This window comes from Rhodococcus artemisiae, from assembly GCF_036327795.1.
Lineage (GTDB): Bacteria > Actinomycetota > Actinomycetes > Mycobacteriales > Mycobacteriaceae > Rhodococcus > Rhodococcus artemisiae.
Genome location: NZ_JAUTXY010000007.1, coordinates 27,997 through 43,032, shown reverse-complemented (window position 1 = coordinate 43,032; position 15,036 = coordinate 27,997). Strand labels below are relative to the sequence as shown.

At 67.5% G+C, this 15,036-nt stretch carries 2 protein-coding genes; both read left to right on the top strand.

Annotation, left to right across the window (positions count from 1 at the left end):
• Positions 1-51 precede the first annotated feature (51 nt).
• Complete coding sequence (locus Q7514_RS16135) at positions 52-1,677, top strand: (2,3-dihydroxybenzoyl)adenylate synthase (protein ID WP_408016109.1); 1,626 nt, start codon at positions 52-54, stop codon at positions 1,675-1,677.
• Positions 1,674-14,993 carry a non-ribosomal peptide synthetase gene (locus Q7514_RS16130; protein WP_330134296.1) on the top strand — a complete coding sequence of 4,440 codons (13,320 nt, stop codon included), beginning with the start codon at positions 1,674-1,676 and terminating at the stop codon, positions 14,991-14,993. Before Q7514_RS16135 ends, Q7514_RS16130 begins: the two co-directional genes overlap by 4 nt.
• The last annotated feature ends 43 nt before the right edge of the window (positions 14,994-15,036 follow it).

Genomic DNA, 15,036 nt, shown 5'->3' with positions numbered 1-15,036 from the left:
GCAGCGGGCGGAGTCGATCATCCCGCTGAAGACCGAAGCAAGAGGGATGCAATGACGAAGAGTTCCGTTCACACGATGTCCATCTCCCCGCTTCGGCTCGACGGGGTGGTGGACTATCCAGCAGAGTTCGCTGCGCAGTACCGCGAGAAGGGATACTGGATCGGGCAGACACATTCGGCGCTCCTCGACAGCGCGGTGTCGGCACATCCGGATCGACCGGCGGTGGTGGATCCGCGACGCACACTGACCTACGCCGAACTCTCGGAGCGCGTGCAGGCCATCGCGGGTGCGTTCGCCGCCGAGGGGCTCGGCCGCGGCGACCGCGTGATCGTCCACATGCCGAACACTGTCGAGTACGTCGAGGTAGTGTTCGCGCTGTTCGAGATCGGCGCGTTGCCGGTGTTCGCGCTGGCCGCACACCGTTCCGCCGAGATCCGCCAGTTCTGCACGGCGGCAACGGCCCGCGGGTATGTCACCGTCGACAAGTTCGGTCTCACCTCGTACGGGGACCTCGCGACCGAGATCGATACCGATTTCCCTGACATCTCGACCTTCGTCGTTCCGATAGGGGACGAATCCTGGGCAACAGGTCCACCCTTGCCTCGAGTGGAGCGCTCTCTGCCCTCGGATGTGGCGTTCCTCCAGCTCTCGGGTGGCACCACCGGTACCCCGAAACTGATCCCGCGCACCCACGACGATTACCTGTACTCGGTGCGGGAGAGCGCGCGCATCTGCGACATCGACAGTTCCTCGGTGATGCTCGCGGTATTGCCGATCTCGCACAACTTCACAATGAGCTCGCCGGGTCTGCTGGGGATGATCGCCGTCGGTGGTTGTGTGGTGATGTCCCCGGATCCCAGCCCGGACACCTGCCTGCGACTGGTGGAAGAACACGCGGTCACTCACGCGGCGCTCGTACCGCCGGTGCTGATCGCGTGGCTGAACTCGTCGGCCCTCGCCGATCGCGACATCTCCTCCCTCGAGTCCGTCTGGGTGGGCGGCGCAAAACTTCCGGAGGAAGCGGCCCGCAGGGTCGCCCCGGAGCTCGGATGCGCGCTGACCCAGGTATTCGGCATGGCCGAAGGGCTGGTCAACTACACGCGCATCGGTGATGACGACGAGACCGTCACCACCACGCAGGGACGCCCCATCTCTCCCGACGACGAGATACGGGTCGTCGACGACGCGGGCGCACCGGTGGCCGACGGCGCGGCGGGTCACCTGCAGACGCGCGGCCCGTACACGATCCGCGGCTACTACCGGGCGCCGGAGCACAACCGGAAGTCGTTCACAGCCGATGGGTTCTACGCGACCGGCGATATCGTGGTCCGGGACCCGCGCGGATATCTCACCGTCGTGGGCCGGAGCAAGGACCAGATCAATCGCGGAGGCGAGAAGATCGCGCCGGCGATGGTGGAGAACCACCTGCTGGCACACCACGAAATCCACGACGTGTCCGTCGTCGGTATTCCGGACGACGCTCTGGGTGAACGCATCTGTGCGTACGTGATCCGGCGCGACCCCGAGTCCGGGATGCCCACAGTGTCGCAGCTGCGCGCTTTCCTCCGAGCCGAACGGCAGGTGGCTGCGTACACGATTCCGGATCGATTCGAATTCGTCACCGAATTTCCGACCACGTCGGTCGGCAAGATCGACAAGAAGAGTCAGGGAAGATGACACTCACCGAAGGACGCCCGGCCCCGACCGCTGCCGCTACGACCGCTTCCCCGACGTTGCTTCCGCTCACTGGAGCGCAACTGGGAATCTGGAACGCGCAACGACTCGAGCCGGATTCGCCGTACTACCTCGTGGGTGAGGTACTCGAGATCGACGGCTCCGCGGCGGGGGTGGAGATCGATCTGGCGGTGCTCATCGCGGAGATCTCGGCAACCGTCACCGAGGCCGAGACGATGAGATTGCGATTCGTCGAGACCGAAGACGGACCCCGCCAGTGGATCGCCCCCGGCGACGCGCTGCCGATCCCCGTCCTGGAGCTCGGCAACGAGGAGAATCCTCACGCCGCAGCGGACGAGGCAGTCACCCGGATCCGCGCCGAAGCCGCTCGTGCAGCTCGCGACATGGAGCACCGGGAACTCTTCACCTACACACTGCTCCGGTTGTCGTCGACGCAGGTGTGGTGTGTTCAGCTGTACCACCACCTGATCGTCGACGGTTACTCCGCGGCGATGATCTCCCGTCGGGTGGCGACGCGCTACACAGCCGCGATGACCGGAAAGCGTCTCCGCCCGAATACCTTCGGCTCGATCACCGATGTCGTCACCGAGGACGTGGAGTACCGGAACTCCGAGCAGGCGGCGCTGGACCGTGCCTACTGGACCGCACGCCTCGATCCGCTGCCCGAGTTGCACGGCCGCCGCGGCGGCGCCGACCTCGGATCTGCTGCGCAGACGCATTCCGCGCGCGCGATCCTGGATGCCGACGTCAGGAAGCGGCTCGAGCAGATCGCCGACGAGTGCGGATGCACGTGGGCCGACCTGCTGATCGGTGCCTACGCGGGATTCGTTGCACGACTGCACGGGACCACCGACGTCGTGCTGGCGCTGCCCATCATGGTGCGCACAACGCGCACCGCGCTCACGACTCCGTCGATGGCCGTCAACGTGCTGCCGCTGCGGGTCTCGGTGTCGCTCTCCGATGACATCTCTGCGCTGGGATCGACGGTCGCGACCGCGCTGGGTGAGCTGCGCGAGCACCAGCGTTATCGCGGTGAGGATCTCGTACGTGACCTGGCCGCACCCGGAGCGGGTGCCGTCCTGCACGGTGTCGGGATCAACCTCAAGGCATTCGATTTCGACCTCGACTTCGCCGGGGCCGCCGGAACCTTGCGTAACGTCGCGGGTGGTCCACCGGAGGAACTGGGACTGACGGCTACGCCCATCGACGGTGGGCGAATGATGCTCGGGTTCGAGGTCGACGCCCGCACTGTGTCCGCGGCCGAGGTCGACGCGAGGGTAGAGGGGCTGGCCACGCTGGTTCGTGCGCTGTCTTCACCCGATCACCCGCCGCTCGGCCGGGTGGATCTGAGCGGACGAGGACCCGCCGACGGGTGGAGTCCGGCCGCGCTGCCGGGTGCGGGGTCGCGATCGGTCGCCGACATGTTCGCGGACATGGTGGCTCTCCACGCCGGCGACGTCGTGCTGACCGACTCCGAAACATCCCTGACTGCGGTGCAACTCGCGGAGCGTAGCTACCGGCTCGCACGGCTGATCCGATCTCGCGGGGTCGGGTCGGACGACATCGTGGCGATCGCGCTTCCGCGGACCGTCGACATCGTGGCATGCATCTTCGCGGTCTGGGAGGCCGGTGCCGCCTACGTGGTGCTCGACCCGGCGTACCCGACGGAGCGTCTCGACGGCCTGGTCGATCTAGCACGTCCGTCGTTGCTGCTCTGCAGCGACGAGCCCCCGGTCACCAATGCGGAATGCGACATCGTGCGACTCGGATCGGAGCCGATCGAGTCCGAGCTCGCCGCACTCGCCGGCGACCGGTTGCGTGCCGACGAACTGGCGACCACTCCGCACCCCGACGACATGGCCTACGTCTTGTTCACCTCGGGCTCGACGGGCACCCCCAAGGGCGTGGTCGTCCGCTCGGGCGGCCTCGCGCATCTTGTTCATCGACAGCGCGGCACCGTGTACGCCGACGCGCGTGCACGCGCCGGTGGACGGCAATTGCACGTCGCCCACACCACCTCGTTCGCATTCGACGCTTCTCTCGATCCGCTGTTGTGGATCATCGACGGACATCGAATCCATCTCTACGGCAGCGATATCCAGCGCGACGCCGATATGCAGATCCAGAAGTTCACGGACGACGTGATCGACGTCGTCGACACGACCCCGTCCATGGCGGCGTTCCTCGTCGACGCGGGACTGATCTCGACTTCCCCCGAGAACACGCGGCACTCCGTCGGCACGATCGTCGTCGGTGGTGAAGCACTGCCCTCTGCGCTGGCCGAACAGGTCGGGCGGAGTCCGGCCCGGGTCTACAACATGTACGGGCCCACCGAGGCCACCGTGGACGCGATCGCGGCCGAGGTCACCGGATCCGATGTGCACATCGGTACGCCGCTGGAAGGTACCGCGGCCTACCTCCTCGACGCGGCGTTGCAGCCCGTCCTCGAGGGGGAGACCGGTGAGCTCTATCTGGCCGGACCTCAACTCGCCCGTGGCTACCTCGGGCGTCCCGGTGCTACGGCCGACCGCTTCGTCGCAGATCCATTCGGTGCAGTTCGTTCCGGTGCGGGGGGCGGCCGGATGTACCGCACCGGAGATCTTGCGCGCTGGAATCCGGAGACCGGTTTCGAATACCGTGGTCGTGCCGACGATCAGGTCAAGATCCGAGGCCACCGCGTCGAACTGCGCGAGGTGGAAACCGCGTTGTCGCAGTGCCGTTCCGTTTCCGCTGCGGTCGCGGTGGTCGTGGGATCCGGACTGTCGGCGAAGCTCATCGGCTACGTGACGTCCGAAGATGATGCACTGTCCGGCGACGACATCCGGCGTGAGCTGCTGTCCCGGGTGCCGGATCACCTGGTTCCCTCCGTCGTCATCGTTCTCGACGAGATGCCGGTGACGGTCAACGGCAAGATCGATCGCAAGCGACTGCCGGATCCGCTCGGCGCCGGTGCTGGGAGCGGCGGAGCGAACCGCAGGCCCGGCACGCCCGCGGAGTACGCCCTGTGTGCCGTCATCGGCGAGGTGCTGGGCGTCGCAGAGGTGTCGCTGGACGCAGACCTCTTCACACTCGGCGGCGACAGTATCGGTGCGATCAGCATCAGCAGCCGTCTGCGCACCCACGGGCTCGTGCTCACTCCCAAGGAACTGTTGTCCGGCCGCGATCTGGCGACCCTCGCACAGATCGGACGCGAGCTGGTCGCCGATGACACGGAGATCGCGGACGACGACGGAATCGGGTCGGCGCCGACCACACCGATCATGCGCAACATTCTGAGTGTCGACCCCGTCGACCCCGTCAACACAGTCGATGACGTGGCCTCCTACGCACAGTGGACCGCGGTGGAGATCGACGGTGGCGTCGACCGTGACGCGCTGGTCGAGGCCGCGAAGACCCTGCTGGAACGGCACCCGGCGCTGCGGATGATCGTCCGTGACGGTGAATCCGTGGACATCCCGGCCGCGACCGACGTGCCCGTGCAGATCGGGGAACGCGGACCGGTCTCCGCCGACGACTTCACTCGTGACGTGGCATCGTGGATACGCGAGGCTGCGGCCGGACTGTCACCGGCCATCGGAGACCTGCTGCGGTTGATCATCGTTCGCATGTCCGACGGCAGCGATCGCGTGCTGACGGTGGTCCATCACTTCGCGGTCGACGCCGTGTCCTGGAACGTCCTGATGACCGACCTGGTGGCGGCCTGCGGTGGTCGGGCACTCCCGCCCACCACCGGTGAGTCGTGGCGTCACCGTGCGGCCGAGTTGGCCTCCCGCGGTGCGATGCACCGATACGTCGACGAACTGGATGCGTGGCGTGCAGTCCTCGGATCGGGATCGCGGGTGCTCGTAGAATCCGATCTGCGTCGCGGAATCGACACCCATTCGACGACGACAGTGACGCGAACGGACACGCCGTCCGCGGTCACCGCCGCCGTCCTCGACGACCTGTGCTCCAAGTACCGCGCACGCCCCGACGAGGTGCTGCTCGTGGCGCTGGCCGTGGCGATACGTGCGTTCCGCGGAACGTCGACCGGTGACTTCCCGGTCCTGATGGAGGGGCACGGCCGCGACGCGGACGCAGGTGTCGAGCGCGGATCGACCGTCGGCTGGTTCACGACGGAATATCCGGTCTCGGTGCCGGCCGCGATCATCGACTCGGACGAGCGCCTGGCCGAAGCGGCGGGCGGCGGGCACGTGCTCGCCGAGGTCCTCCACGAGATCAAGGCGCGTCGGCGGTCGTTCCGTGACAACGGAATCGGATACGGGGTTCTGCGATTCCTGGACGAGGCCGGTGAACCGCTCACGACACTTCCGGCCCCTCAGATCGTGCTCAACTACCTCGGTAAACCCGCGGGTCTGTCGGGCGCCGGGTGGCGCACGGTCGGAGACGACGGATTCGGGGTGGTGGAGCCGGACGGGCGAACGCTCACCGAAGTGTTGGCGATCAACGCGTTCGTGCACGACGGCCCGGACGGTCCGGCGCTGTCGATCGAATGGACCGCCGCGGGCGAACTGCTCGACGCGGTAGCCGTCACCGCACTCCAGGACCACTTCGGCCGAGCGCTGGAAAGCCTGGCGGCGCACTCGGCGATTCACCCCGGCGGCCTGAGCGCGGCCGACTGCGCCGACGTCGCTGTCACCCAGAGTCAGATCTCCGCTCTGGAATCCGTGACCGGACCGTTGGCCGAAATCCTGCCGCTCTCGCCACTGCAGGAGGGTCTGCTCGCGCACGCGGCCCGCTTCACCGATCACGACCCGTACGTCCTGACAGCGGTCGTCGATCTCGCCGGCGAACTCGACGTCGATCGGCTGCAGTCCGCATTCACCGCCGTCGTCGCCCGGCACCGGAATCTGGCGGCCGGCTTCCATTTCGAAGGCGTGGACGAGCCTGCAGCGACGATCCCGCGGGTCGCCGACATCCCCTGGCGTGTCTCCGATCTCGGTCATCTTCCCCAGGCTGCGGCAGAAGCCGCAGCGGCAGAGGCACACCGCAGTGCCACGGGCCGGGTCTTCGACGTCCGTCGTGGACCGCTGCTAGCGGCACACGTGCTGCGGCTTCCCGGGGCGCGGACACAACTGATCCTCAATGCGCACCACCTCGTGACCGACGGGTGGTCGACTCCGATCGTGTTGCGCGAACTGGTCCACCTCTACAACCACGGCGCCACCGGTCTGCCGAGTGCGCCGGACTACGCCGACTTCCTGCGGTGGCTGGCACGCCTGGACCGGGACGCACTGCACGCAGCGTGGCGTCGGCGTCTGGAAGGGCTGACCGAGCCCACCTTGGTCGCTCGAGGAGAGGGCACCGCGGAACACCCCGTGGCAACCGAGATCACGGTCGACGACGCGCTCGGTCCGCGGCTCGCGGATGCCGCGCGTGAGAACGGGCTGACCGTCAACACCTTCGTACAGGGGGCGTGGAGTGCCGTGCTGTCCGCGCTCGTCGGGCGCGGCGATGTGGTCTTCGGTACCACGGTGTCCGGGCGACCCGCCGATCTCGCGCGGGTCGAAACGATGGTGGGACTCTTCAGCAACACCGTGCCGGTCCGCATGTGCATGGATGATCGCCCGCTGCGGGAAGTGCTGCAGGACAGCCAACGTGAACAGTACGACCTCGGTGACGCCGAGCACCTGCCGTTGTCCGAGATCGAGACCTGCAGCACCGTGCGAGGGGGAACCGGTCTGTTCGACACCCTGGTGGTCTTCGAGAACTATCCCGCGAGGTTCGGTGCGGACTCTGCCGATTCCGGCGATTCGACACACATCATCGGGATCGGCAACATCAGCACGACGCAGTACCCGTTGTCGCTGCTGGCTCCCCCCGGCGACCGCTTCCGCCTGGTCGTCGACCACAACCCGGTGGTCGTGGACGGGCGAACGGCGGAGATGATCGCGGAGGCGCTTCCGATCGTGCTCGCCCACATGATCGAGGGCCTGGATCGTCCGGCGGCCGAGTTCGTGCCGGACACGATCGAGATGCTGCCGCCGCGGAGCATCGCCCCGCGCGTGCCGGCGGCCACCGGAGGTTCGGGGGCGCCGCACGTCGTGGACACCGTCACGGCGCGGTTGGGTGAGGTACTCGAGACCGCGTTGCTCCCGGACGACGACTTCTTCGATCGCGGTGGGCACTCGCTGGTGGCGATGCGTGCGGTGAGCAGCCTGCGACGGCAAGGCATCGTCGTCACGGTTGCCGACATCTTCGCGGCGCGCACGCCCCGCGCACTTGCGGTCCGCGCGCAGAGCGTCGACGCGCTCGAGGTGCCGGATGCACCCGCACCGGAGCTCTCCGGCGAATCGGTGCTGTCGTCCGCCCAAGAACGTCTGTGGATCGTGCAGCGGCTGGACAGCGGATCCCGAGCTCACGACGTTCCCATCGTCCTCGCGCTGTCCGATGCCCTCGACACTCAGGCCCTGAACGCGGCATGGCGAGATCTGCTGGAACACCACGCGATTCTTCGTACCTGCTATCCCGCGGGGGACAACGGTGAACCCCGAGTGCACGTGCTGCCGGAGACGGCGATCCCGCAACTGCGCGACCGCAGCACAGGCCTCGACCTCGACACTGCTGTGCGCCTCGAAATCCAGGACCCGGACTCGGCATTCGACATCGAGTCCGACGTGCCTGCACGTGCCGCCCAACTCCGGGGGCCCGGATGGGTGGCCATCGTGATCGTGATCCACCACATCGCGGTGGACGGTGCATCGGTGCCAGTGCTGCTCGACGCCCTGGCCCTGGCATATCGCGAACGACTGGCGGGGAGGGCTCCACAACTGCCCTCCGCAGTACCCGCCTTCGACGAGTTCGCCGCGGCAGACCGGACACGCACGCGCTCTGCCGATGCGGAACGTGCACTGCAGTACTGGTCCGCACAGCTCGTCGCCCTGCCGTCCGAGCTCGAACTGCCGACCGATCGGCCACGCCCGCGGCAGTCGACGCATCGATCCGTCGAAGCCTCACGCCGGCTCGACGAGACGACGACGAAGGGTCTGCAGCGTGCTGCGATTCATCACGGGGTATCGGCACTGATGCTGCTCGAGGCCGCAGTCGCGTTGACGTGGCAGCGGTTCGGAGCGGGCACCGACATTCCTCTGGGCACGACGGTCTCGGATCGGGAACTCCTCGAGGACGGACGATTCCGCGACACTGTCGGGTACCTGGTGAACACGACCGTGCACCGGATCGACCTGAGTGGAAACCCGACGCCCCGACAGGTCCTCGACCGGGTGCGTACCGCCGGGCTCGACGCACTGGAGCATCAGCACGTGCCGTTCGATCGTGTCGTGGACGCGATCGCACCCGAGCGTGCGGCCGGACGCCACCCGCTGTTCCAGACGATGGTCGGGCACGAGGTCCTCGGCGCACCGATCGCGCTGGGAGATGTCACCGCAACTCCCGTCGAACCGCTCGATCCGCCGGCGCGCATGGACGTCGCCGTCTGGCTCCGTGAGCGCGATGCTCAGGCCGAGATCCGTCTGGGAGCGGCGGCCGACCTGTTCGATGCCGACACGGTTGTCCATATGCTCGACGAGCTTCACCTCACGCTCATCCACATCATCGAGCAGCCGGACCGGCCCATCGCACGACTCGATCGCATCGTCGCCGCGAACGGACCGATGCGCGAGGTGGCCCCGCAGTCGATCGTGGAGCGGTTCCTGCTCCAGGTCGGCGAGCGACCCGAGGCCACAGCCATCGTCGCGGACGGGCAGGAGACGAGCTATCGCGAGGCGGGAGCTCACGTGGACGCGGTGGCGCGCGAATTGACCTCACGCGGGGTGCGGCCAGGATCCGTCGTCGGGGTCGCCGTCGGCAGGGACAGGGACCTTCCGGTGGCCTTGCTCGCGGTACTCCGGTGCGGTGCCACCTATCTGCCGCTGGACGTCGACTACCCCCGTGATCGCGTGCGGTACATGATCGACGACGCCCGGCCGGTCTGTGTACTGGCATCGGGCGCCACCGTCGACGACATCGCGTGGATGGACCTTCCGACGGTGCGGGTGGACGCCGCAGATCCAGACCGGCATGCCGATGCGGCACTGCCGGAAGTGCCCGTCGCCGACGACGGGTTGGCGTACATCATCCACACCTCGGGGACGACCGGAAAACCCAAGGGCGTCATGGTGACCTCGTCCAATCTCGCGGCCTTCGCGGATGCGGTGAGCACGCTGGAATGGGTCCGTCCGGACGATCGCGTGGTCGCGGTGACCACCGTGTCGTTCGACATCGCGGTGCTCGAACTGCTGTGTCCGCTGGTGGTCGGCGCGTCCGTCGTGGTGGCTCCGCGTGCGTCGGTGATCGATCCGGAGAAGCTCTCTGCGCTGATCACGACCACCGGCGCCACGGTCGTGCAGGCGACCCCTTCGCTGTGGCGACTGCTCCTGACCGTGCCCTCGGTGCGCGTGACGCGTGCTCTGGTCGGCGGTGAGGCGGTACCCGCAGAATTGGCCGAGCAGCTGACCACCGTGAGCGACGAGGTCTGGAATGTCTACGGCCCCACGGAAGCCACGGTGTGGGCGACGGCGGACCGGCTCACGAAGGGCGCGCCGGTCACGATCGGTGAACCCTGGATCGACGTGCAGGCCCGCATCCTCGACGACCTCCTCCGCGAGGTTCCGGAAGGGGCGTTCGGCGAGCTGTATCTGGGTGGCACACAGATCGCCCGCGGCTACCTGAATCGACCGGCCCTCACCGCAGCCCGCTTCGTCGCCGACCCTCGGCGGCCGGGGGAGCGCCTGTACCGGACCGGCGACGCGGTACGCACACGTCGCGGCCGGATCGAATACCTGCGGCGCACGGACGACCAGGTCAAGGTGCGCGGGTTCCGGATCGAGCTCGGTGAAGTCGAGACCGCGTTGCGTGCGTTGCCCGGCGTCGGTGACGCGGCAGCGAGGGTCGCTGCGATCGCGGACGGAAGCGCCCGACTCTTCGGGTATGTCGTCGTCACGGACGGCGCGACCGCCGATCCCGCCCGGATGCGTCAGGCCCTCGCGGAGGTACTACCGGATCAGTTCGTTCCCCAGTCGATCACCGTTGTCGAGACACTGCCCCGCACATTGAACGGCAAGCTCGACCGTGCAGCCCTGCCGTCTCCGACGTCACTACCGTCCGAGACGGCGTCGGTGAGCAGTGCGCTCGCGGCCACCGCTGAACAGGTGCCGGTATCGGTTGCCGCCGATCTCGCTGCGGCAGCGGAAGAAGTGCTCGGTACCGAGATCGACCTGCAGTCGAACTTCTTCGCGCTCGGCGGCGACAGCATCGCCGCGGTCCGGTTCGTCTCGTCCGCGTCCGGACGCGGTGTGCGCATCGCCGTCGCCGACGTGTTCGAGTGCGACACGCTCGGCGAACTGGCCGACCGTGCCGTACGGATGACGACCGGAGAGGACGGGGCGCACGAGCGTTCCGAACTCGTCGAGATGGACTCCGCTGCAAGAGCACTCGTGGAGGCCGAGTATCCGGGCTGGCAGCAGGTACTGCCGCTGACACCGCTGCAGCGGGGCATGTACTTCCAATCCGTCACCGGCGGGCGAGGCGCCACGGACAGCTACCACGTCCAGCATCGCTTCACGTTCCCGGAGCCCGTCGATCGCCGGGCACTGGCTGCCGCTCTCACCGCGACAGTCCGTCGTTACCCGAACCTCGGTGCGGCGTTCACACATTCGATGTTCCCGGAGCCGGTCGCGGTCGTCGTTCCGGTGTCACTCGAGGTCGAGGAACGCACGATCGATTCCTCCGCCGACTTCGATGTCGTGGCGGCGGAGGAGTTCTCTCGGCCTTTCGACCTCGATCGCGCGCCGTTGGTGCGCGCGGTACTCGCGACGGGATCCGATTCGGCGGAGCAGCTGGTGCTGACCCAGCATCATCTGCTGTCGGACGCGTGGTCCCAGGGAGTGCTCTTCACCGAGCTGTTCACCCTCTACGGCGTCGCCAAGATGCTGGTCGGATTGCATCAGGAGGGCGGCGAGGGCGATCGGGAGGTGGCGGCTGCCCTGCAGCGCGTGCTGCTTCCGGCAGCCGACTTCACCGATCACCTGCGCTATCTTGCCGACCGCGACACGACGGTCGCGGCGAAGGCGTGGGCACTGCACCTGGCCGACCTCGACGAACCCACATTGGTGGCACCGAACGCGGACCCGGGCACGATGTCCCTGCCGAACCGCGTCACTGCCGGGCTCGACGATTCCGTACGTGACGAGATCGCGGCGGTCGCAGCGGAGCACGGCGTGACCGTGTCGACCGTGATGTCGCTCGCGTGGGCGCTCACGCTGCGCCGGTTCACCGGCCGCGACGACGTGGTCTTCGGGTCCACCGTGTCTGGTCGCGACCCGCTGGTCCCCGACGTCGATCGCATGGTCGGGCTGACGCTGAACACCGTGCCCGTCCGCGTGCGCCTGCGCTCGGCGTCGGCCCTGTCGGACATGCTGCGCCAGTTGTTCGTCGAACAGAGCCGTCTGATCGAACACCAGCACGCCGGGCTGGGCGAGATCGCCCGGGCAGCCGGTTTCGGGGTGCTGTTCGACACGCTGCTGGTGTTCCGCAACGTCGGTGGAGACGCGACGCGATTCGGTGTGTTCGAGCGCGCAGGGATCATCGCTGCGGACGCGACGGACGCCACTCACTATGCGATCACCGTCGATGTCGATCCCAGGAGTCGAAGCGGTGCGATGGAGGTGACCATCGAGAACCGCCCCGATCTCGTCGACGACGAGACCGCCGCGTCGCTTCTCGAGGTCATGACGGGCATGCTCGTCGAGATCGCAGGACTTCAGGCGCGAGGTGCGGTCACGGTGGCCGAATCCGGCCGCGGATACAGCGAACTCGAACCTACCGCGCTGACGGCGCCCCGCGTGGCGATCCCGCTGCCCGGCGCAGTGGGAGGAAGTATCGACGCACTCCTGTGCGAGCGTGCTGCCTCGACTCCTGATGCACCCGCATTGACCTGTGGCCCGGAGACGTTGACAGCTCGGGAGTTCGACGACCGCGTGACCGCGCTGGCACGGTACCTGGTTGCGTCCGGCGTCGGCGCCGGCGATCTGGTCGCGCTGATGCTGCCGCGTATCGCCGATCATGTCGTGGCGATCTTCGCGGTGATGCGCGCCGGCGCCTCGTACCTGCCGCTCGACCTCGAACATCCGGGTTCGCGACTGCGGGAGATCGTGCTCGACAGCGGCGCCCGCACTGTCGTCACGGCTGATGCGCGGACCGAGCGGGCGGGGGAGGTAGTTGCCGGACTGCCAGGGATTTCCGTCGTCGATCTCGCGGAGCCCGCGGTGGCCGAGGTGCTGTCGGGGTCTCGTCCCGCACCGGATGTGCCGACGCGCCGCATCGGTGGACCCGTCCATCCGGACCAGCCCGCCTACGTCATCTACACGTCGGGATCGACGGGTACACCCAAGGGCGTCCAGGTCGGTCATCGTGGTCTGACGACGATGTATCACAATCACCGTGACGAGATCTTCCGCGGGACAGAGCAGCTCGTCGACGGCCGGCAATTGCGCATCGCGCACACCGTGTCGTTCTCCTTCGACATGTCGTGGGAAGAGCTGTTCTGGTTGCTGGCAGGCCACCACGTGCATGTCATCGACGAGGCGGCGCGAGCCGATCCGCGCACGCTGGTCCAGCACTATCGAAGTGTCGGAATCGAAGTCGTGAACGTGACTCCGTCGTATGCACGGGAGCTGATCGCGGCCGGTCTGCTCGACGACGAGCGGGCCCCGAAGCTGGTGATGCTCGGTGGCGAGGCCGTTCCGCAGGAATTGTGGACTCGCTTGCGTGAACAGGACGGAATCGACGGCTACGACCTCTACGGACCGACCGAATTCACCATCAATGCGATGGGATCGGCCGTCGCGGACAGTGAAAGTCCCTGCCTGGGTCGGCCGATCCGCAACGCCTTCGCACGTGTCCTCGATTCCGGGCTGCGTCCGGTCGCCGTCGGAGCAGTCGGTGAGCTCTACATGTCCGGTGACGGTGTCGCGCACGGGTATCGCGGTCGGCACGGACAGACGGCCTCCGTGTTCGTCGCCGATCCGTTCGCAGCCGGAGAGCGGATGTATCGCACCGGTGACCTCGTGCGGTATCTCGCCGGCGGCCGCCTGGAATACCTGGGACGGGTCGATCGCCAAGTCAAGATTCGCGGCATCAGAATCGAACTCGGCGAAGTCGAGTCGGCACTCGAAGCGTTACCCGGCGTGACGCGAGCGGCCGCAACGGTCCGATCGAACGGCCCTGTGGCGCGACTGATCGGCTACGTCGTGGGCGAGGAGGTCGCCTCGGAGAGCGACCTGCGCGCACAACTGCGCGAGATCGTCCCCGCGCACCTCGTGCCGGCGCAGATCGTGCGAGCGGACACGATCCCCCTCACAGTCAACGGCAAGCTGGACCGCGCGGCGCTGCCGGAGCCGCCGCGTCGCAACGTCGCAGATTCGTTGCGTACACCGACCCAGTGGACCGTAGCCGCCCTCTTCTGCGAGCTGCTCGGATTGGATGAAGTGGGAGCCGACGACGGCTTCGCCGACTGCGGGGGCGACTCGCTGGCCGCCATGCGGTTGGTTTCTCGGCTCGAGCGCGACACATCCGTTCGAGTGGACGTCCGGGAGCTGCTCGAGCGTCAGTCCGTTGCGTCGGTTGCGGAACTCATCGACTCCCGGCGTGACGGTGGTGTCGACGAGGTACCGGACGATGTCATCCGATTCGGGCGGGGTGGAACAGGCGAGCCGTTGTTCTGCATCCATCCGGCCGGGGGTTACGCCTGGCAGTTCGCATCACTGGCGTCGATGCTCGATCGTCCGGTCGTCGGGCTGCAGCTTCCCCAGGGAGATCGTCCGGGCACCTTCGACGAACTCGTCGAACATCACGTGGGTGCGGTACGTCGTGAACAACCGCGGGGGCCGTACCGCCTGCTCGGGTACTCGTTCGGCGGAACGCTCGCTCACGCGATGGCCGCGATGTTGACGGATGCGGGGGAGACGATCGCCTTCGTCGGCCTCGTGGACAGCGAGCCGCTGGATGGGCGACGAGCCGACGCTCCGGCTGCGCCGGCACGTGAGCTTCCGGCGGAGCTGGCAGGCGACATCGCCGAGAACTTCGCCTACACGTCCTCGCTGCTGAGGACTGCGAAGGCTCCCGGGTACTCGGGCATCGTGACGTTGTTCGAGGCGCAGCGTGGGAAGCCGTCCGATGGCTTCGCGCAGCGGTGGAGGCAGATCCACGATGGTGAACTGGTCGTTCACCCCGTGGATGAGGATCACGACGGAATCGTGACCGATACCGGATGGCGGCAGATCCTGCCCGCACTCGAGTAGGTCCGTCAACCGGAGATTCTGCTCGCGCCGACGGCGCCGAGGA